The organism is Sharpea azabuensis DSM 18934 (assembly GCF_000702165.1).
Lineage (GTDB): Bacteria > Bacillota_I > Bacilli_A > Erysipelotrichales > Coprobacillaceae > Sharpea > Sharpea azabuensis.
This window is the reverse complement of record NZ_JNKU01000046.1, coordinates 1-20,440: the sequence shown is the minus strand read 5'-3', so window position 1 is coordinate 20,440 and position 20,440 is coordinate 1. Positions and strand designations below refer to the sequence as shown.

Below are 20,440 nucleotides of genomic sequence, written 5' to 3'. Positions count from 1 at the left end.
GTCCTTCTACGATTTCCACCCCTTTGTACCTGCAGAGTTCCTTTATGATTTCCTTAAGGTCTTTTCGATATTGACCATATATTTCTTTTCGTCTATACTTTGGTGTGAATACGATATGGTATGTGCAATACCATTTTGTATGCGATAGCGAATTGGCTTTATGAGCCATGAGACATCACCGTTCCTTTCTTTTTTAGCGGTAACTTGAACACTTACCATTATAGAAGGAACGGTGATGTTTTTGTATAACTGTCTTGCCATCCACCTGCATAGCAGGTGGTTTATTGTTTCACGTCCTACGTACGCTCAACTGTCTAAAGACTAGATACAAGCTTCGCTTGTACTACAACAAAAAAAGCAGGTTTCCCTGCTTTTCTTATTCACCTAGCTGACTCATTGGTAACATTGCTGCACCAATCGCACCACAGTCATCAAGTTTCTTTAATAATAGTGGAATATGATTTCGCATGCCAACATGAATCTTACTATTGAACTGTTCATTTAAAACATCCCAGAAATAATCCCTGCTCTTCATGACACCACCACCAAGCACAAAGCAATATGGATCAACAGTATGAGCAATATTAGCAAGCATTGAGCTTAATTCATCAATAGCTTCATCAGCAATCTTCTTAGCGTCAGGATTACCTTCTGATGCCAATTCAAAGACATTGCCAGCATGTTTAATAACATCCTTGCCTAAGATAGCCTGAGCTTTAGCTGTAATAGCAGTACCTGAGCATTCTGCTTCAACAGCACCTGGGTTTAATGCACCCTGCTTGCGTCCATTTGGCTTAATGATCATGTTGCCGATTTCACCAGCATGACCACGTCCACCAGAAATAAGCTTACCATCAACAATAAATGCGCCACCAACACCAGTTGAAACAGTGATGAAGTAAACAGTTGGATAGCCTTTGCCTGCCCCAAGCAATGCTTCAGCTAAACCTGCACAGTTTGCATCATTATCCATAAAGACTGGTTTATCGAATTCTTCAGAAAGCTCACTAGCAATTGGATAACCGGCAAAGCCTGGTAAGTTACTTGCCATGATCATTGTGCCATGAACCGTATCAACAGGTCCTGGTACACCAATACCGATACCATGCACATTTTCAAAGCCATCACATGCATCATAATCCAATGTACGAATCATGCGTTTAATCTTGCTGACAACATATTCAGGACCATTTTCACTTTCCGTCGATTCCTTCACTTCGGAATAAGTCTGGCCCTTTTCATCAACAAGTAATGTACGGACATTTGTGCCCCCTAAGTCAACACCAATATAAAATTTCATACAAGAATTTCCTCCCTTGATATTTTCATTATATTATAGATATACCAAAGATGAAAGCACTTTAAAAGAGGTCATCAACGATTTTCTTAAAATTCCCACTTAATGGTGAAATAAATGTCTTATCCTTTAAATATTTCATTGAACCAAAAGGATTTGTAAAGGTCAAAGAATAAGCATGAAGGAACTGATTATTAAGTTTATATTTCTTCGCAATTTCCCTATTCCAGCTAAAATCACCATATTTACGATCTCCCATTACAGGATGACCCTGGGATGCAAGATGGACCCTGATTTGATGTGTTCTTCCTGTAACAAGGCTGACTTCTACTAAAGTCACATCATGGCCATATCGCAAAGGATGCACAAGTGTATGCATGCTTAAGGCATTGGGATAATCAGAACTTACAACACGCATTTTGCCAGCTTCCTGGTCTTTAACGACATAGCCTTTAAGATCCGCTTCATCCATATGTCCTTTGACAACCGTTAAATACTTCTTATCAATGCAATGTCTTTTCTTCATCATTTCGTTAAGATCCTGAAGTGCTCGCATATCCTTGCCATAGATCACGAGACCACTTGTATTACGATCAAGACGATGGACTGGCCCAGGTGTAAATCCTAAATCTTTCTGTGGATCATATTCCCCTTTCTGATAAAGATAAGTAAGAACCTGGTTAGAGAGCACGTTGATGTCTTCATGATCATCAGGCTGAACAAGCAAGCCAACCGGTTTATCAACAATCAGGATATGTTCATCTTCATAGATGACTTTGAATTGAATGGGTAGTTCATAGATTGTTGTTTCTTTGCTATATGCGATAAAGCGGTCATCATAGAGAAAGAGACTGACTTCATCACCATATTGGACAATATAATTCTCTTTGACTCTTTTGCCATTCACTTTGACATCCTTTTTTCTAAGCATCTTATAAACAAAGCCTTTTGGGGCATTGGGTAAGAGCTTATTTAAATATTTATCAATACGCTGATTCTCATGCAGATGGTCTATTTTTAAAATTTTCATATCAATCTCCTATTTCATCTATACCTTACAACAACTTTTATCCAAATACTACCACACATTTCGAAAAGTAAGCCTTTACATTTTGAAAAGAATATGATAATGTATCTATGGTAAGTCAAGAACTTACTCCCCCTATTATCAGAAGAGAATAAGAACGAAGAATGCGCCCCCGCATTCTTTTTTCTTATAATGATGGTATAATAGCGCTAGAGGTGTAAAAATGGAAAAAAAACTAAAAAGCGAAACAATTTTTAATGGAAATATTATTCATGTCACATATGATGATGTAGAACTCGAAGATGGCAAAAAGGCCAAAAGAGAAGTTGTCTATCACCGTGGTGGTGTTTGTATTCTTGCGATTGAAGATGGCTGTATTCTTCTAGTCAAGCAATACCGTTATCCTCATGCATGTGATACCTTAGAAATCCCAGCTGGCAAGCTTGAAGAAGGCGAGGATCGTAATGAAGCATGTTTTAGAGAATTTGAGGAAGAAACTGATCGCCGGGCTAAGAAAATGAACTTCATTCTTAAACTTTTGCCAACTCCTGGTTACAGTAGCGAAGTAGATTATCTCTATGAAGCTGTTGACTTTAAGCATGTCGATGACAGCAAGCCTGCTGATGACGATGAATTCTTAAAAGTCATCAAAGTCCCACTAGAAAAAGCCTATGCGATGGTTTTAAATGGAGAAATTGTGGATGCCAAAACACAGATAGCGATTCTCTATGCCTACAGTGAAAAAAAGAGCTTGTGATAGATTGTTCTATCATGAGCTCTTTTATGCTTCTTCCTCTTCTTTTACATCCGGTGTTCTTAAATGCTTGATTAAAGCAACAATAACTTCAATCACAATGATAATAAGTGTATTTGTGACATATACAGCAACAAGCTGACTGGCTGAATAGCTCATAAACTTACCTGAAGTAAAGCTTGCATAGTTAGGAATGGCCTGAATGAGTGCATGGAGACCATCAAGAATAGCCTTGAAATACATATTGCAGAAGTCTGCATAATGCATATAAAGTCTTGCCAGCCACACCAGATTGCCACTTTCAAAATTATTAATAAAAATCACATAAATGAATAAACCAATAATCAAAAGGAATAATGAAAGCATTAATGTGAAAACAATATTCAATAGGGCATTGAGAATTAGATGTGGGCGCTTTTTCATAACCTCTTCACTTACTTCACCCACATTATAGTGAACTGGTTCTTTTTCTTCTTCATTCAAGACTTTAGAAAGAACTTCACTTAAATCCTTTGCTTCCTCATCATCTAATGATAATGAACCTGAATTATCAACAGCCACCTTAATCGTTTCAATTTCTTTTTTGGCTTCAGGTTCTTCCTGGTTATATTCATCTTCAAAAGAAGACTGGCCAACCTCATCAACATCTTCCTCACTTGTCTCAGCGCTTGCTTCAACAAATGATGGCAATTCCGGTGCATCATCCGTTGTATATTTAATACGATGGACAAATTCAGAATCCTTCAGTTCCACTGGTAAAGTAATAGGATCTTCCTCATCACTAAAGATAAAGCGTGGATGTTCTTTTTCTAAATCAGCTAAGCGATTACGATATGTATCTTCCACAACCTTCAGCAATTCAGGATCATCCTTGTAATTCTCTTTTAGTCGCTCATAGACTTCTTTGAGCTGCTTACGATCAAGATCAGGAGTCAAACCTAAAGCTGGTTCAAAGATCTTGTAGTTTTCAAGATGATCGAACATGACTGTATTCAAGACTTCATACATATTCTTCACTGTTGTAAAAGCAAAACGCTTTTCTTCAAGTGTTGCACTGATCAAGTCTTCTTTAAAAATCACATTCATTCCTAGATTAGCAGCAGCCTTTTCTAAGGCAAAGATGCTTGTAATAACCAGAATAGCATCTGCTTTAACCTTATAGCGCCCAGCTAGGAAAGAAAGCATTTCTGTCGAAGGTAATGGTGCAAGCTTAGTATCAGAGCCAATGACATAATCCACTTTCTTACGCAAACCGCCAAGTTCCAAATAATCCATGGCTGTACTTGTCTTATGAGTTGAGAAGACAGCAATCTTGATATGTTTTTGACGGAAGTATTCAACAAGTTCACTAATGCCTTCATTAGGTGTTGCTTTCTTTAGATTTAAATAATTCAATAAATCTTTTTCTACACGCTTGTTTAATTGTTGTGGCCCCACTGCTTTTGCGAGTGGCAGCTCATCATACATCGTATACATATTCCCAAGATGCTCATGGAATTCTTCTGGTGTAACTGTTATATCACGCTGACTGGCAAGATTCTTATAGAAATTGTAACGATAATGGTTTAAATTGAATATACAGCCATCTAATTCTAGGATGACTAATTGGATATCTGTTACATTCTGTCTATTCATAATTTTCCCCTCATATTAACAGTATTATACCAAATATAGAAAAAAAAGAGAACCTAGATTAGGTCCTCATTGTGATAAAAAAATGGTCTCCCCTCACGGGCTCGAACCGTGGACCCTCTGATTAAGAGTCAGATGCTCTACCAACTGAGCTAAGGAGAGATTACGTGATATACTATACTCAATTCCCTTACTAAAGTCAATAATAAATTTTAAATATTCCATCAAAATATTTCAAATAGCTGAAGAATTACTTTAAGAATCAGAAACCAGTCAATCTCTTTATCACTCATATATATTCTTTTCTTAAAGATTCCATTAAATACATTATAATAAACATCGGAGGAATGACTATGGCAACAAAAAGAATGAAGAAAAAGAAGAACACACCCCAAAAGAGAAACTCTTATATTACAAGACTAAGAGAACTTGCTCAAGAAGATCATCCTGAAGCTTTATATCAATTAGGCATGGAATATCTAAGTGGTGAACATCTTTCCTATAATGCCAATCGTGCTTTCAGCTATCTTGAAAAGAGCGCAAATCACTACTATGTTCCAGCTATGCTTGAACTTGCATTTTCCTATATGACGGCAAGAGGTGTCAAGCGTGACTTTAAACAAGCAAGACACTGGGCTAAGCGCGCTTTAAGTCTAGGCAGTCATGAAGCTTCTGACTTATTAAGACAGATCGATTACGCTCAGGTTCAAGAAGCATCAAATGAAAAAGAATATCAACAAGCCTTAAAAGGCTATCAAAACGGTGATCTAAAAGAAACGAGTCATCTTGGTGAATGTTATATTTATGGCATTGGGGTTACTTGTGATAAAGAAAAAGGCCTCGCATTATTACATGAGGCACTTGATCGAGGCTATAAAGAAGCCGCGATGTTGATTGGTGATACTTATTTTTTTGATGAAGAGTTAAAGAATGATGCCAAAGCACTCAAGTATTATCAATATGGCAATCAAGACAACAATAAAGAATCACTCTACATGACTGGTTCCATCTATATCAACACCTATCAAGATTATAACCAAGGCATAGCTTATTTGAAAAAAGCTGCTCAATATGAGAGTGCTCAAGCAGCCTATCAGCTCGCCATCTTCTATCTTGGGGATAATCCGCATGTTCCTCAAGATACCAAAGCGCTCAAATACTATCTTCAACAGGCTCTCAAGGCAGACTATGAAGATGCCTTTGAGTTCTTGGATTACCTGCATAACGAACAGTCACTCAAGGGACGAAAAGTGCTATCCCTAGATGATTTTATTGAGCTGAGTCAGATTGCCGCAAAGACAAAGAGACCTGAAGATCTCAACCGACTTGCCTTTGATTATTTTAAAGCCCAACAAACAAATTTAGCTCTCAAATATCTCAAAGAAGCAGCCAATTTAGGACATGAACAGTCATTACGTCTCTTACAGGTCTTAAGCATCAATAAGGATGATCCGGAAAACAGCTTAATAAGTGCTGCAAGCAAGGGTGATCAGAGTGATGCCATGAATTTAGCTTCGTTCTATTTCTGTGGCATTATTGTTGAGAAAGACATTGAGAAGGCTCTTGAATGGCTTCATATTGCTTATGAGAAAGGCAGTTATGAAGCAGGCAGTATTCTTGGTGAATTCTATTTAACAGGTGAACATGTCACCCAAGATACAAAGAAAGCCATCTCTTTATTAGAAGATTGTGCAAAGCATAATAATATGCGCAGTTTGATGATCTTAGTTGACTGTTATGAAAAAGGGATTGGTGTAACTAAAAACAAAAAGAAAGCGGAATTACTCAAAAACAAAATCGCAAACCTGGAGAATTGCTGATTCTCCTTTTTTTATTCATGAATTTCAATAGGCAAACCATCAGGATCATGAAAGAAAGTCATTTTCTTATGCGTATAGGTATCAAGACGTACTGGTTCACATAGAATACCTTTTTCTTTAAGTTCCTTAACCATTTCATCAACCGAATCAACCTGAAAAGCTAAATGTCTTAAGCCATAGGCTTCAGGATAGCTAGGTCTTTTGGCTGCATCCTCTTTGACAAATATTTCTAATTCCGTTGTCTCATTAATGCTTAGATCAATCTTCCAGTCATGACGATCTAGTCGCTTATTCTCACGTATTAATGAAAAGCCCAGCTTATTAATATAGAATTCTTTCGCTTGTTGTCGATTGCTGACGATAATGGCAATATGATGAATCGCATAAAAATGCATACTTCCCTCCTGGCATAAAAAAAGAACCCGCCTAAGCAGATTCCTAATCGTTAAATGGTCTCCCCTCACGGGCTCGAACCGTGGACCCTCTGATTAAGAGTCAGATGCTCTACCAACTGAGCTAAGGAGAGGCGACACATATGAGTATAACACATTTATTTGATAATGCAAGAGAAAAACGAAAAAAATGGAATAAAGGCAGGACACCTTTACTCCATTGTTGTATAGCCCATGAGATAACGATCAACATTAGCAGCACAGTTACGTCCTTCAGCAATAGCCCAAACGACTAATGACTGTCCACGATGGCCATCTCCTGCTGCAAAGATAGGAGTATCGCCACATTGATACGCATCATTGGTTAAAATCGTATTTCTTGGTGTTGTTTTTAAGTTGAAAGCCTTTGTGACATAGCTTTCAGCACCGGTGAAGCCTGCTGCAATAATCAGTAAATCACAGTCAATGACCTTTTCACTGCCAGCAACTTCAGTCAATTTGCCATTTTCAAACTTAACCTGAACGATCTTGATCTTTTTCATGACACCTTTTTCTTCAATCACTTCTTTAACTGTTGTGTTGTAGATACGAGGGTCATTTCCAAAGACATGAATAGCTTCCTGCTGGCCATAATCCGTCTTCTTGACATTTGGCCATTCTGGCCAAGGGTTGTCAGCTGTTCTTTCATGTGGTGGTTCACTCATCATTTCAAGCTGGACAACACTCTTTGCCTGCTGACGAATTGCCGTCGCAACACAGTCATTGCCCGTATCACCACCACCGACAATGACCACATGCTTGCCTTTTGCCTGGTTATCAGCCTTGTTGGCAAGGACATTCTTTGTCGAATGGGCAAGATAATCGACCGCAAACATCACGTTCTTTGCAACCTTGACATTTGGCAATGTACGCGCCTGCTTTGAGCCAACACAAAGAACAACCGCATCATATTCTTTCAACAGTTCTTCCTTAGTAATATCCTTACCTACATTCACCCCTGTCTTAAAGACAACGCCTTCTGCTTCCATCAGTTTCAGGCGTCGATCAATCACCGACTTATCGAGCTTCATGTTAGGAATACCATACATCAACAAGCCACCAATACGATCATCGCGTTCATAAACATCAACATGGTGCCCCCTGTGATTGAGCGAATCCGCAACAGCCAGTCCTGATGGTCCGCTGCCGATTACTGCGACCTTCTTACTGCTTCTAACAACGGGAATACGAGGAGTCATCAGAGCATTCTTGAAAGCTGATTCAATGATAAAGTTTTCATTATCATGAATTGTGACAGGAGAATCGTTCACGCCGCATAAGCACGCCTTTTCGCAGAGGGCTGGGCATACACGTGATGTAAATTCTGGAAAGTTATTTGTTTTCAACAATCTGCTTAAGGCATGATTGAGATGGCCATGATAGATTTCATCATTCCATTCAGGAATCAGATTGTGCAGTGGGCAACCCACAACACGATGTTTGATTTCCATGGCACTCTGACAATATGGCACACCGCAATCCATGCATCTTGCAGCCTGTGTTTTTCTTTCTTGTTCATCCAAAGAAGAGTGGAATTCAAAGTAATCCTTAATTCTTTCATCTATTGCGCGTTCTGGATTGGTATGACGCGTATATTCCATAAATCCTGTTGGTTTACCCATTCTTCTTACCCCTCTCTGCTAACCTTTTGGTATGCTTCCATGAGTGCATTTTCATGGGAGATACCCTGTTCTTCAAAGTGACTGATTAACTTAATCACTTTCGCATAATCATCAGGCACAATCTTCTTGAAACAAGGAATATAGTTCTCAAAGTCATCCAAGATCATCTTGGCCTTCTTGCTTCCTGTCTCCTTATAGTAATCTTCAATCAGATCGCGTAATTCCTGTTTATCATATTTTTCAGTGACTTCATGCATTGTCACCATATCTTTGTTCATCTTTAAGTAAAGTGTATGATCTTCATCAAGTACATAGGCAATACCACCACTCATACCAGCGGCAAAGTTCTTGCCCGTATGGCCAAGAATAACAGCCTTACCACCTGTCATGTACTCAAGACCATGGTCACCGCATCCTTCACTAATGGCCGTTGCACCTGAGTTTCTGACACAGAATCTTTCACCGGCAACACCTTCAAAGTAAGCTTTACCACTTGTAGCCCCATAGAGCGCCACATTACCGACAATGATATTCTCTGATGGATCAAATGGTGCTTTGTCATCAGGCTTAATAATGATCTTACCACCTGATAAGCCTTTACCTGCACCATCATTGGCATCACCAGATACTCTTACCGTTACGCCCTTAGGAAGGAAAGCCCCAACGGACTGACCAGCACCACCCGTTGCCTTGATGACAATACTGTCTTCCTCAAGCTTGTTGCCAAACTTCTTTGTGACTTCTGAGCCAAGTCTTGTCGCAAATGTACGGTCTGTTGATGTGATCTTGACATCAATTTCTTTATGATCACCAGCTTTGAAATGCTGAAGAGCTGGAATGAGAACACGTTCGTCCAATGTCTTTTCTAGTTTGAAATTATAAACATGAGCTGGATTGAAGTGGTTAATTGGTGATGATGCATATGTTGTATCTAGGATGGATGCATAATCCATCTTATCAGCAACCGGGAAATCACCCTTACGCTGTTTGAGGCAATCTGTATGACCAACCATTTCATCAATAGTTCTAAAGCCAAGTTCAGCCATGATTTCTCTTGCTTCCTCAGCTATGAACATCATGAAATTCATGACATATTCAGGGTTACCCTTGAAACGTTTACGTAATTCCTTATTCTGTGTTGCCACTCCAAATGGACATGTATCTTTATTACAAACACGCATCATACGACATCCCATTGCCACTAAGGCCGTTGTCGCAAAGCCAAATTCCTCAGCACCAAGCAATGCCGCAATGACAACGTCACGACCACTCATCAGCTTACCATCTGTTTCAATCAGCACACGGTCTCTTAAGCCATTGGCTACAAGAGCTTTGTGGGCTTCTGACAAGCCAAGTTCCCATGGCAAGCCAGCATGATGGATGGAACTAATAGGAGCAGCTCCCGTACCACCATCATAGCCTGAGATCAAGATAACCTGAGCACCGGCTTTGGCAACACCTGAAGCGATTGTCCCAACACCCGCTTCAGAAACAAGCTTAACAGAAATTCTTGCATCCTTATTGGCATTCTTTAAGTCATAAATAAGCTGTGCTAAGTCTTCAATAGAATAGATATCATGATGAGGTGGTGGAGAAATGAGGGATACACCTGGCGTAGAATATCTTGTCTTGGCAATCCAAGGATAAACTTTCTTACCTGGTAAGTGTCCACCTTCACCTGGCTTTGCCCCCTGTGCCATTTTAATCTGAATTTCAATCGCACTATTTAAGTAGGCTGAAGTGACCCCAAAACGACCAGAAGCAACCTGTTTGATGGCTGAGTTTCTTTCGCTATTAAAGCGATCTTCGTTTTCGCCACCTTCACCCGTATTGCTTTTACCATGGAGTCTATTCATCGCAATGGCCATTGTTTCATGCGCTTCTTTAGAGATAGAGCCATAACTCATGGCACCGGTCTTGAAACGTTTAACGATTTCAGATGCTGGTTCAACTTCATCAAGCGGAATGGATTTACGATTTGGTACAATTTCGATACGACTACGCAATGTATGAGGACGTTTTTCATCATCAATCATAGCAGTGTAGCGTTTGAATTCCTGATAGTCACCATGAACTAATGATGACTGTAGTGTTGTGATGGCTTCTGGTGTATAGAGGTGATCCTCTTTGTCTTCACCAGAACGTAATTTATGGAAGCCGATAGAATCCAATGTTGTATCAACACCTAATCCCATTGGATCAAAGGCATGATCATGACGGAAATTGACACCTTCTTCAATTTCCTTAATGCCAATACCGCCTACCTTGCTGACAATACCTGTAAAGTATTCATCAACAAGCTCCTGAGATAAGCCAATAGCTTCAAAAATGTGTGCTGATTCATAAGACTGCAAAGTACTAATACCCATCTTAGCCATAACTTTAACGATACCACCAAGAATCGCTTTATTATAGTCTTCAACAGCTGTTGAATAGTCTTTGTCCAACATGCCAATTTGAATAAGCTCGCCAATACACTCATGAGCAAGGTAAGGCTGAATGGCTGTTGCCCCAAAGCCTAATAATGTCGCAAACTGATGGACATCCCTTGGTTCACCTGATTCAAGAATGAGGGAAACCGCTGTTTTCTTCTTCGTTAATACAAGATGCTGTTCAACGGCTGAAACAGCCAATAAAGAAGGGATAGCCACATGGTTTTCATCCACGCCACGGTCACTTAAGATAATGATGTTGTAGCCTTGATTGTAGGCTTTATCAATGGCGATATAGAGAGATTCTATCGCTTTCTTCAAAGACGTATGCTTATAGTAAAGTAAGGAAATAGTCTTTGCTTTAAAACCTGGCTGATTAAGGCTCTTGATTTTCATCAAATCCACACCATTTAAGATTGGGTTTTCAATTTCTAATACACGACAGTTTTTGCCCTTTTCTTCAAGAAGATTACCGTCACTGCCAATATAGACTGTTGTATCAGTGACAATCTTTTCTCTTAGTGAATCGATAGGCGGATTTGTAACCTGGGCAAAGAGCTGTTTGAAGTAGTAGAAGAGTGGCTGATGGTGAGAAGAAAGAATAGCTAATGGGATATCGTGTCCCATTGAAGCTGTTGGTTCTACACCATTTGTAGCCATTGGAATCAACATGGCTTTGACATCTTCATAATTCCAGCCAAAGACTTTATATAAGCGATCACGCTCTAGCTGAGAGTGTGTTGGCACTTGTTTGTTAGGGATCTTTAAGTCAGAGAGATGGAGCAAATTGCAATCCAGCCATTCTCCATAGGGTTGCATATTTGAGTAGTAGCTCTTTAATTCATCATCAGAAATAATGCGTTTCTGCTTTGTATCCACTAAGAGCATCTTACCTGGTTCAAGTCTTGACTTCTTAATGACATGAGCGGGATCAATATCAAGAACACCAACTTCACTTGAAAGAATGAGACGATTATCATCCGTTAAGTAATAACGCGATGGTCTTAAGCCATTTCGATCAAGGGTAGCCCCTAAGATATCACCATCCGTATAGAGAATAGCAGCTGGACCATCCCAGGCTTCCATCATTGTTGCATAGTAGTGATAGAAGTCCTTCTTTCTTGCGCTCATAAAACGGTTATGCTTCCATGGTTCAGGAATCAGCACCATCATTGCAAGAGGCAATGGCATATTATTCATATAGAGGAATTCAAGCGTATTGTCCAGCATAGCCGAATCAGAGCCGGATGGACGAATAACAGGAAGAATCTTTTCCATATCTTCTTCCAAGACGCTTGAACTCATTGTTTCTTCACGGGCGAGCATGCGATCGCTATTGCCACGGATAGTGTTGATTTCACCATTATGGGCAATCATACGATAGGGATGAGCTCTTTCCCAAGAGGGAATAGTGTTTGTTGAGAAACGAGAATGCACAATAGCAATGGCACTCTTGTAGTCAGGATCACGTAAATCATCATAGAAGTTTCTAAGCTGGGTTACTAAAAACATCCCTTTATAGACAATCGTACGTGATGAGAGAGAACAAATATAAGTATCCTCACTACTCTGTTCAAATTCTCTGCGGACAACATAGAGCTTACGATCAAAATCCAAGCCCTGAGCAACATTTTCCGGTCTTTCAATAAAGCCTTGAAGGATATTAGGCATGCAGTCTTTAGCTACCTGTCCTAAGATTTCATCATGAACAGGGACTTTACGCCAGCCAAGGAATTTCAAGCCATTCTTTTCAACAATGACTTCAAACATACGCTTCGCAAAAGTACTCTTTAAGCTGTCATCAGGGAAGAAGAACATGCCAATACCATAATCACGTTCCTCACCAATCTTAATAGCACTATCTTTTAATGCTTTTTTAAAGAAAGAATGCGAGATCTGGAGTAAAATACCAACACCATCGCCAACCTTTCCACTGGCATCCTTACCAGCACGGTGTTCTAGTTTTTCTACAATATGTAAGGCATCGTCCAATGTCCGATTGTCTTTATGACCATCGATATTAACGATTGCCCCGATACCACAGGCATCTTTTTCTAAAGGGATGTATTTTTCCATTTCTCGTATTCCTCTCCTATCTATTTTATCTTAATGAGAATAATAACTGATCATATGTTGGATATGGTAATGCTTCTGAAGGTAATTTTGCTTCAGCAGTGTCAACTGGAACACGTAATTCATCCATATCTTTCAAGATCACATCGTGATAGAACTCTGCCTGAGCAAGTGAATCAGTTTCTCCTTCTGCCTTCTTCACATCTGCTTCAAGCTTAGCTAAACCTTCATCAATCGCATTAGAACATGCATCTAGTTCTTTTAGGACTCTGAGATCATAACCAGAAACACTGCCTAATAATGCTTTCTTATCCAATAATTCACTTTCTACAGCTTTCATATATTTGAAGAGAGCTGGTGTGAAATCACGCTTAACCATATCAATCATAGTAAGTGCTTCAATATGAATTGTCTTAGAGTAGTTTTCAAGCTTAATTTCATAACGTGAATCAATTTCACTTTCTGTAAAGATATGGTACTTCGTAAAGAGATCCACATTTTTCTCAGCTTTGAACTGTGGTAAAGCATCAGGTAATGATTTTAAGTTGAATAAGCCACGTTTCTTAGCTTCTTCAAGCCATGCATCTGTATATCCATTACCATTGAATAAAATACGCTTATGGTCGTCAAGCATCTTCTTAAGAAGCTTATAGACTTCCTGGTCAAATTCTTCTGCTGGCACATCTTTTAAGGCATCATAGATATCTTCTAGTGAGCTTGCGACTGCTGTATTCAAGATAATATTTGGATCAGCAACACTTAAGGAAGAACCAGGCATTCTGAATTCGAACTTATTACCTGTGAAGGCAAATGGTGAAGTTCTGTTACGGTCCGTTGGGTCTTTGACAAAGTTAGGAAGAACGGCTGCCCCAATTGACATTTCCGTCTTTTCTGTTTTTTCCATACTTGCTTCATGGTCAATGGCATCAAGCACTTTCGCAAGTTCGTCACCAACGAAGATGGAAACAACTGCTGGAGGAGCTTCATTAGCGCCAAGTCTGTGATCATTACCAGCACTTGCGACTGAGATACGTAAGAGATCCTGATAATTATCAACGGCAGAAATTGTTGCCAGTAAGAAAATAAGGAATGTCTTATTGTGATATGGATCACTGCCTGGATCTAAGAGGTTCATCTTTGTATTTGTAACAATAGACCAGTTATCATGCTTACCTGAACCATTGACACCGGCAAATGGCTTTTCGTGAAGAAGACATGCATAGTGATGCTTATCAGCAACTTTCTTCATCATTTCCATTGTTAGCTGGTTGTGGTCAACAGCAACGTTAGCTGTTTCAAAAACTGGAGCCAATTCATGCTGTGCTGGGGCAACTTCGTTATGTTTTGTCTTAGCAGGAACGCCAAGCTTCCATAACTCTTCATCCAAGTCATGCATATATTCTGATACTTTTGGTTTAAGGACACCGAAGTAATGATCTTCCATTTCCTGACCCTTAGGAGCAGGTGCACCAATTAAAGTACGGCCTGTCAAAAGCAAGTCCTTTCTCTTTTTATAAAGATCCTTGTCAATCAAGAAATATTCCTGTTCACTACCGATCGTTGTATCGATATGTGTCACATCATCATAACCAAGTAAATGTAAGACTTTGACAGCCTGTTCATTTAAAGCTTCCATTGATCTTAATAAAGGTGTCTTCTTATCTAGAGCTTCACCACTGTAAGAACAGAAAGCAGTTGGAATATAAAGCGTGCCATCTTTAATAAAGGCAGGTGAAGATGGATCCCATGCTGTATAGCCTCTTGCTTCGAATGTTGCACGTAAACCACCACTTGGGAAACTTGAAGCATCAGGTTCACCTTTCACTAATTCCTTACCAGAGAATTCCATAATCACTTCACCATTAGAACGTGGTGAGATAAAGGAATCATGTTTTTCCGCAGTGACACCAGTCATTGGCTGGAACCAGTGTGTAAAGTGTGTTGCGCCATGTTCAACAGCCCAGTTCTTCATTGCTGCAGCAACAGTATTCGCTACATCTAAGTCAAGAGATGCTCCATATTTTGATGTTTTATGTAATTTACGATAAACATCTTTAGGTAGTTTCTCTTTCATCACAGAATCATTAAATACAAGACTTCCATACATTTCAGGTATTGATTTCTCCATACGTATTCCTCCTCTCAAGTGTGATAATTTATTATCACCTTGTCTAATTTTCTCTTATTATACAAAACTCTATACATTCGTCAATATCTTTTTATCACTTTAATAACAATTTCTTGTATCCATAAAGTAATTTCTCAATTTTTGTATAATTCCAAAATATGTATTTTCACTTTCACCTTTTTCCTTAAATCAACACTAAAATAATTGTTTTTCATTTGAAAATCAATACTTATTCAACAATTCCTACGATGTGAGCCTTTTCATTTTCAAAAAGAAAAAAGCCTTAGTACATTTGTACTAAGACTCTTACTTATACTGACAAGCAATCTTGATATACATATCAACAGCTCTCTTTAAGACCTTTTCATCAAAGTTGAAATGATCTGTATGCAGACCTGACTGATATTTTTCAGATTTCGTTCCGACAAAGACAAAGACACCAGGTACTGCTTTTTGATAGAATGAAAAATCTTCAGCAAGCATGAGCGGTTCATCAAGCAAGACAATATCATCAATCTCACTTAAGAACTTCACAAGCTTTTCATCATTGAGAACAGGTGGATAGAGCGGTGGACAGCTAAAGTCAATCTTACAGCCATAACTTATCTCAGCGCCCTTATTAAAATCTTCCATCTTCTTCACCAAGAAATTAAAGACATCTTCACTGTAGGTACGCATTGTACCATGCATTTCACATTCCTTTGCAACACTATTTCTAGCAGTGCCGCCATGAATCTGGCCAATATTGATAATGGCAGGATCAAAGGGAGACTTCATGCGTGTTAAGATCTGTTGATAGCCTTCTAGCAAGTGGGCAGCGACAAGCAAGGAATCGATGCCATTTTGTGGCAAGCCAGCATGGGCATCACGACCAGTAATATGGATATCGATTTCACCACATTCCGCCATTAAGCCATCCTTCTTGGTAGCTAGTACACCTTCTTCTATAGTAGGCATAAGATGAATGCCAAAGATAGCTTCAACATTCATTTCTTTAAGAAGGCCGGTTTCCACAATGATCTTTGCCCCACCCGGTCCTTCTTCAGCTGGTTCGAAGATCAGCAAAATATTGACCTGTGGCTGGATATTGTCATGCTTTAGAGCATAGGCAAAGCCAAGCATGGCCGCCATATGGCCATCATGACCACATGCATGCATGATGCCTTCATGTCCGCTTTTAAAAGCAATGTCATTGGCTTCACAAATAGGCAGGGCATCAATATCTGTACGAAAGGCAACACATTTTTCAAAGCCATAGTCAAGATAGACACAGCAGCCAGTCTTAAGCTGTGGAAGTGGCTTTGGGTCATAGCCCATCTTAATCAGTTCGTTTTTGAGATACTCCGTTGTCTGATTTTCTTCGAGGCCAAGTTCAGGAATCTGATGAAGATCACGACGCCATTTCTGTAATTGTTCTAACATGGCTAGATCTTTCTTAAATCGTCTTCTAAGCCTGTCTTTGATTTTGTTTTATCATCTTTCATCTTGATGACTTTAGCAGGATTACCGACAACAACGGCATTGGCAGGCACATCTTCTGTAACAATAGCACCAGCGCCAACAACGGCATCATGACCAATACGAACACCTTCAATGACAACGGCATTGGCACCAATTAAGACATTATCTTCAAGAATAACAGGGGTAGCACTTGCTGGTTCAATAACGCCAGCTAAAACAGCACCAGCACCAACGTGACAATGCTTGCCAACTGTTGCACGACCGCCAAGAACAGCGCCCATATCAATCATTGAGCCTTCGCCAATAACAGCTCCAATGTTGATAACTGCTCCCATCATAATAACGGCATTATCACCAATTGTGACACCATTACGAATAAAGCAGCCTGGTTCAATGCGGGCATTGATATTTGTCATATCCAGCATTGGAATAGCTGAATTACGACGATCCTGTTCCATATAACAATCCTTAATAGCTTCTTTGTTTTCTTCTAAATAAGCCTTAACATCTTCTAATTCACCAATCAAAACACGGCTCTTTTCATCACCAAAACAATGAACTGTATCTGTATCTGGTAAGTCATGACCTTTTACATAAACCTTAACTGGTGTTTTCTTTTTCGCATTCGCAATATAATCAATAATTTCCTGAGCACTATCTAACATAATTTTCCTCCATTACTTCTCCGGTAAATGTTGTTCTCGCCTGGCCAGTCATGAAGAGATGACCATCACGATAAGTGATTGATAAATGGCCACCAAGCAATTCTACATCACATGTTGTATCAATCTTGTTTTCTAAAATAGCTGCATAGACAGTTGCACATGCCCCTGTACCACAGGCTAACGTTTCTCCGCTACCACGTTCCCAGACACGCATCTTTAAATGATTACGGTCAATAACTTCAACAAATTCCACATTAACCTTTTCTGGGAACACACCAGAATGTTCAATCTTGAAACCATCTGTCTCGATATCTTCTGGTAAATGCTTTGTGAACATCACGATATGTGGGTTACCAACTGAGATGGCTGTTCCACGATAACGCTTGCCCCCAACGACAAATTCCCCATTAATACATTCTTCTGCATCATAGACCATTGGTAAGTCTTTGACCTTGCTTGAAGGGACACCCATATCCACTGTAGCGCCAGTGACCTGACCATCTTCTAAGATCAAGTCCACAATACGCTTACCAGCCTTTGTTTCAAATTCAAGATGGGTTTTGTCTGTCAACTTGTTGTCATAAGCAAACTTCGCTAAACAGCGAATACCATTGCCGCACATCTGCCCTTCTGAGCCATCAGCATTGAACATGCGCATTTTAAAATCATATTTGTCACTATTTTCCAGGGCAATGAGGCCATCAGCACCAATACCCATATGACGATCACTGATTTTGGTAATGAAAGCTGGATCATAATCAAAGAAATGATCACGGTTATCGATATAGATATAATCATTACCAATACCTTCCATCTTCGTAAATTTCATTTGCCTTCTCCTTTTTGTCATATTCTAACTAAACTTGACTGACAATGCAATCAATACACCATCATTATACCAACTAACCTCCCAATTGAAAACAAATCACTCGGCAAAAGAAAAGATCCCACGAGGGGATCTTCAAGGAAGATTTATTTCTTTAACTGATAGAATGAATGAATACCTTTATATTGTGCCTGGTCACCAAGTTCATCTTCAATTCTTAATAACTGATTGTATTTCGCAATACGGTCTGTTCTTGAAGCAGAACCAGTCTTGATTTCACCAGCATTAGTGGCTACAGCGATATCAGCAATTGTTGTATCTTCTGTTTCACCTGAACGGTGTGAAACAACAGCAGTATAGCCAGCTTCCTTAGCCATTTCGATTGCTTCAAGAGTTTCTGTTAATGTACCAATCTGGTTAACCTTGATTAAGATAGAGTTAGCAGCACCTCTTTCAATACCCTTAGCTAAACGCTTTGTATTTGTAACGAAGAAGTCATCACCAACCAGCTGGATCTTCTTGCCTAACTTAGCAGTTAAGTAATCCCAGCCATCCCAGTCATCTTCAGCTAAGCCATCTTCAATAGAGATAATTGGATACTTATCAACTAATGTTTCTAAGAAATCAACGAATTCTTTATTATTGAACTGTTTGCCACCTTCACCAGCAAGTGTATAAATGCCTTTTTCTGTATCATAGAATTCACTTGAAGCAACGTCCATCGCAATCATAACGTCTTCACCTGGCTTATACCCAGCTTTTTCAATAGCTTCTAAGATAACCTGAATAGCTTCTTCATTGCTCTGTAAGTTAGGAGCGAAACCACCTTCATCACCAACTGCTGTATTCATGCCCTTGGCATTTAAAACTGACTTTAAGTTATGGAAGACTTCAGCACCCATTCTAATAGCTTCTTTGAATGTAGGTGCACCGACTGGCATAATCATGAATTCCTGGAAGTCAACATTGTTGTCAGCATGTTCACCACCATTGATGATATTCATCATTGGTGTAGGAATAACATAGGCATTATTACCACCGATATACTTGTAAAGTGGTAAACCTAAAGCATCAGCAGCTGCCTTGGCAACGGCAAGAGAAACACCTAGGATAGCATTTGCACCTAAGCGACCTTTATTTTCAGTACCATCTAAGTCAATCATTGTCTTATCAATTAAACGCTGATCAGTAACTGGTAAACCAATAACAGCTGGAGCGATTTCTTCATTCACATTCTTAACAGCCTTAGTTACACCCTTACCTAAATATCTATTCTTATCACCATCACGTAATTCGACAGCTTCATGAACACCTGTTGATGCTCCTGAAGGAACAATGGCACGGCCAAAGCCACCAAATGTTGTTTCAACTTCTACCTCTACTGTTGGATTGCCGCGTGAGTCAAGTACTTCACGTGCATATACACGACTAATTAAATCTTTTTCCATTTTCATATCCTCCTTATATAAAAGCAGACTTGCTGCTTATGGACTATTTGAAGTCATTCTCTAAATTGGACGAAAGAATGACTTATTCAAACAAAGTTGGTTAGCGAAGGCTTACTTCACTTTCCATCTATAAGTTAGCATAAACAAACCTATAAATCAACTTAAATACTCTTTAAAAAGTACAATGCTAGTGTAACGTAATTCGTGCATTCCTCATGTTGTCATAACAACGTTTTTAGTAAAATATTTTTTCAAAAATCCTTGCATTTCATCCTATCACATGATATATTATGTAGGCAATCCATTGGAGGTATACTCAAGTGGCTGAAGAGGCTCCCCTGCTAAGGGAGTAGGTCGGGATAACTGGCGCGAGAGTTCAAATCTCTCTGCCTCCGCCATTGCGAAGTTGACATCGGACATTTGTCCGATGTTTTTTTATATTCCAAATGTAAAAGGAGCAGTTCAACTGCTCCTGAATTATTTAGGTATATTAAATAATCGTGGGGTCACAGTAGCCCTTTAAATAATTGTGGGGTCATTTAGATATGAGGCAATAAAATATCGTGGGGTCATGAACTTATGTTTCATGATCCTTTTAAATTATGCATAATAATGAAGTCCGTCTCTTAGATGAAGGGGAATGAAATTATGGACAATAAAGAATTATGCTATATGCTGGATCTTGATCCAGATACAGTTGAGGATGTGAATATCACCAGAAAAGACGAGAAATATGTCTTCAGTATAGTCATGAAGAGACAAACATATGAATGTCCTGAGTGTCACTCAAGTCATGTGAACATAAAGGCAAATAAATCCAAAAA

The 20,440-nt window shown here is 39.3% G+C and carries 14 protein-coding genes and 3 tRNA genes; 3 read left to right on the top strand and 14 right to left on the bottom strand.

Features of this window, described 5'->3' with window-relative positions; all coding sequences use genetic code 11:
• The 3 genes from T529_RS12880 to T529_RS0109620 form a co-directional block, all read right to left on the bottom strand.
• The coding region (locus T529_RS12880) for a transposase (protein ID WP_202962295.1) at positions 1 to 169 on the bottom strand (169 nt) is incomplete at its 3' end.
• A gap of 207 nt (positions 170 to 376) precedes the next feature.
• Positions 377 to 1,300 carry an ROK family protein gene (locus T529_RS0109625; RefSeq protein ID WP_033163398.1) on the bottom strand — a complete coding sequence of 308 codons (924 nt, stop codon included), beginning with the start codon at positions 1,298 to 1,300 and terminating at the stop codon, positions 377 to 379.
• Positions 1,301 to 1,361: 61 nt separating this feature from the next.
• On the bottom strand, positions 1,362 to 2,327 hold the full coding sequence (locus tag T529_RS0109620) for an RluA family pseudouridine synthase (protein WP_033163397.1): 966 nt from the start codon (positions 2,325 to 2,327) through the stop codon (positions 1,362 to 1,364).
• A gap of 220 nt (positions 2,328 to 2,547) precedes the next feature.
• Here T529_RS0109620 and T529_RS0109615 point away from each other — a divergent pair, with 220 nt between their 5' ends.
• The gene (locus T529_RS0109615) at positions 2,548 to 3,081 is read left to right on the top strand and encodes an NUDIX domain-containing protein (RefSeq protein WP_033163396.1); all 534 of its coding nucleotides are present in this window, start codon (positions 2,548 to 2,550) and stop codon (positions 3,079 to 3,081) included.
• 24 nt (positions 3,082 to 3,105) lie between these two features.
• On the opposite strand, the gene T529_RS0109610 is transcribed toward T529_RS0109615, so the two are convergent.
• Together T529_RS0109610 and T529_RS0109605 are read right to left on the bottom strand one after the other, a co-directional pair.
• Positions 3,106 to 4,713: an HAD hydrolase-like protein gene (locus T529_RS0109610; protein WP_033163395.1), complete on the bottom strand. Its 1,608-nt coding sequence runs from the start codon at positions 4,711 to 4,713 to the stop codon at positions 3,106 to 3,108.
• Positions 4,714 to 4,796: 83 nt separating this feature from the next.
• Positions 4,797 to 4,872 (bottom strand) — tRNA-Lys (locus T529_RS0109605).
• A 191-nt stretch (positions 4,873 to 5,063) separates the two neighbouring features.
• Between T529_RS0109605 and T529_RS0109600 the strand changes: the two genes are divergently transcribed.
• A complete protein-coding gene (locus T529_RS0109600; protein ID WP_033163394.1) occupies positions 5,064 to 6,530 on the top strand; it encodes a tetratricopeptide repeat protein in 1,467 nt (488 codons plus the stop codon).
• An 11-nt stretch (positions 6,531 to 6,541) separates the two neighbouring features.
• Here T529_RS0109600 and gloA2 read toward each other — a convergent pair whose 3' ends face one another.
• The 9 genes from gloA2 to eno form a co-directional block, all read right to left on the bottom strand.
• On the bottom strand, positions 6,542 to 6,925 hold the full coding sequence (gene gloA2 / locus T529_RS0109595) for an SMU1112c/YaeR family gloxylase I-like metalloprotein (protein ID WP_033163393.1): 384 nt from the start codon (positions 6,923 to 6,925) through the stop codon (positions 6,542 to 6,544).
• 55 nt (positions 6,926 to 6,980) lie between these two features.
• A tRNA-Lys gene (locus tag T529_RS0109590) sits at positions 6,981 to 7,056 on the bottom strand.
• 78 nt (positions 7,057 to 7,134) lie between these two features.
• On the bottom strand, positions 7,135 to 8,583 hold the full coding sequence (locus T529_RS0109585; RefSeq protein WP_033163392.1) for a glutamate synthase subunit beta: 1,449 nt from the start codon (positions 8,581 to 8,583) through the stop codon (positions 7,135 to 7,137).
• Positions 8,584 to 8,588: 5 nt separating this feature from the next.
• Positions 8,589 to 13,091, bottom strand: a complete 4,503-nt coding sequence (gltB, locus tag T529_RS0109580; protein WP_033163391.1) for a glutamate synthase large subunit — start codon at positions 13,089 to 13,091, stop codon at positions 8,589 to 8,591.
• A gap of 25 nt (positions 13,092 to 13,116) precedes the next feature.
• Complete coding sequence (locus tag T529_RS0109575; protein ID WP_033163390.1) at positions 13,117 to 15,216, bottom strand: glutamine synthetase III family protein; 2,100 nt, start codon at positions 15,214 to 15,216, stop codon at positions 13,117 to 13,119.
• A gap of 306 nt (positions 15,217 to 15,522) precedes the next feature.
• Positions 15,523 to 16,638, bottom strand: coding sequence for a M20 metallopeptidase family protein (locus T529_RS0109570; protein ID WP_033163389.1), 1,116 nt, complete (start codon positions 16,636 to 16,638; stop codon positions 15,523 to 15,525).
• Positions 16,639 to 16,640: 2 nt separating this feature from the next.
• The gene (dapD, locus tag T529_RS0109565) at positions 16,641 to 17,342 is read right to left on the bottom strand and encodes a 2,3,4,5-tetrahydropyridine-2,6-dicarboxylate N-acetyltransferase (protein ID WP_033163388.1); all 702 of its coding nucleotides are present in this window, start codon (positions 17,340 to 17,342) and stop codon (positions 16,641 to 16,643) included.
• Positions 17,332 to 18,171, bottom strand: coding sequence for a diaminopimelate epimerase (gene dapF, locus T529_RS0109560; RefSeq protein WP_033163387.1), 840 nt, complete (start codon positions 18,169 to 18,171; stop codon positions 17,332 to 17,334). The genes dapD and dapF overlap by 11 nt, the downstream gene beginning before the upstream one ends.
• Positions 18,172 to 18,314: 143 nt before the next feature.
• A complete protein-coding gene (gene eno, locus T529_RS0109555) occupies positions 18,315 to 19,622 on the bottom strand; it encodes a phosphopyruvate hydratase (protein WP_419187891.1) in 1,308 nt (435 codons plus the stop codon).
• Between the two features lie 300 nt (positions 19,623 to 19,922).
• Between eno and T529_RS0109550 the strand changes: the two genes are divergently transcribed.
• A tRNA-Ser gene (locus tag T529_RS0109550) sits at positions 19,923 to 20,014 on the top strand.
• Positions 20,015 to 20,440: the final 426 nt, after the last annotated feature.